The sequence below is a fragment of the Vibrio genomosp. F10 str. 9ZD137 genome, assembly GCF_049974785.1.
In the GTDB taxonomy this organism is placed as follows: domain Bacteria; phylum Pseudomonadota; class Gammaproteobacteria; order Enterobacterales; family Vibrionaceae; genus Vibrio.
The window spans coordinates 1-1,440 of record NZ_JBNGCJ010001008.1 but is presented as its reverse complement, the minus strand read 5'-3'; the positions used below and the strand labels follow the sequence as shown (position 1 = coordinate 1,440).

At 43.8% G+C, this 1,440-nt stretch carries 2 protein-coding genes; one reads left to right on the top strand and one right to left on the bottom strand.

Annotation, left to right across the window (positions count from 1 at the left end):
• The coding region (locus ACP45E_RS21570; RefSeq protein WP_277815735.1) for a DNA translocase FtsK at window positions 1-659 on the top strand (659 nt) is incomplete at its 5' end.
• 131 nt (window positions 660-790) lie between these two features.
• Here the strand turns inward: ACP45E_RS21570 and dsbB are convergent.
• Complete coding sequence (gene dsbB / locus ACP45E_RS21565; protein ID WP_017033861.1) at window positions 791-1,312, bottom strand: disulfide bond formation protein DsbB; 522 nt, start codon at window positions 1,310-1,312, stop codon at window positions 791-793.
• Between the last annotated feature and the right edge of the window lie 128 nt (window positions 1,313-1,440).

Genomic DNA, 1,440 nt, shown 5'->3' with positions numbered 1-1,440 from the left:
TGGTTGTTATTGATGAGTTTGCAGACTTGATGATGGTAGTGGGTAAGAAAGTTGAAGAACTGATTGCTCGACTTGCCCAAAAAGCCCGAGCGGCAGGAATTCACTTAATTCTCGCGACTCAACGTCCATCTGTTGATGTCATCACGGGTCTGATTAAAGCGAACATACCAACGCGTGTTGCATTCACCGTATCAACAAAAACAGACTCGAGAACGATACTGGATCAAGGCGGTGCTGAATCGTTGCTTGGTATGGGTGACATGCTTTATTTACCTTCAGGTTCGAGCCACACCATTCGAGTTCACGGCGCGTTTGCATCGGATGACGATGTACATGCTGTGGTGAATAACTGGAAGGCCCGTGGTCGACCAAATTACATTGATGAAATCACCAATGGTGAGCAATCACCGGAAACATTATTACCGGGTGAAAAAATGGAAGGGGATGAAGATACAGACCCTCTCTTTGATCAAGTGGTTGAACACGTTGTGGAATCTCGCCGAGGATCTGTGTCAGGGGTTCAGCGTAAGTTTAAGATAGGTTATAACCGTGCTGCGCGTATTATTGAGCAGTTAGAAGCTCAAGGAATAGTGAGTGCACCGGGTCATAATGGTAACCGAGAAGTGTTAGCACCAGCTCCAACACGTGATATGAATTAGTTCTAACACATTCAACAATCCAACTGTCTAGAATTGAAAAGCCCTATTTACCTGAAGAGGAAATAGGGCTTTTTTGGGTTGTCTTTCTAGGCAGTCCAAGAGCTATGCTCTAACGGATAGCACCTGGGACACTAATCAACCTTTTTAGCAAACTGAGCAATAAAAATAACCGCAAGAGCGAACAAATTTCCTGCAAAAATAACGACTAACCATTGCGGCATAGAAAGCGTTAAAAACTGCCAAACAATTTTACTGCACTCACCGTATGCCTCAAACATCCACGGCGCCCATTGGTTTAATGGTGCCCAAGCTGGAAAAGTCACAAATAGATCACAAGTCGCGAATGGTGATGGATTAAATTGGTAATCGACATGCTGTAAGGACAGTGCGAGCCCTTTGTAGCTGCTTGCGCCCCATGCTGCCAAACCAAGCCAACGAACAATAGGGTGCTTTGGATTAATAAGGCCAATTAACGCGGCGGCTCCTACGCCAAGCATGGCAACACGTTCGTAGATACACATAACACAAGGTGACAGCATCATGACGTGTTGGAAGAAAAGTGCACATGCTTCAAAAAATATAACGAATATAAGCAATAGCAACCATGAGATACGATTCTGAGAAAAAGTTTTGATAATACTAAGAAGCTTCACAACAGGTTCCTTGTAGAAATAAAAAAGCTCTGATAGTCAGAGCTTTTTATCTTGGATTAGTTTCACAATCAACTGATTTTTTAATGTCCGTTTGATATTACCGCTTCGGCAGCGCCTGCCGCTTTGTG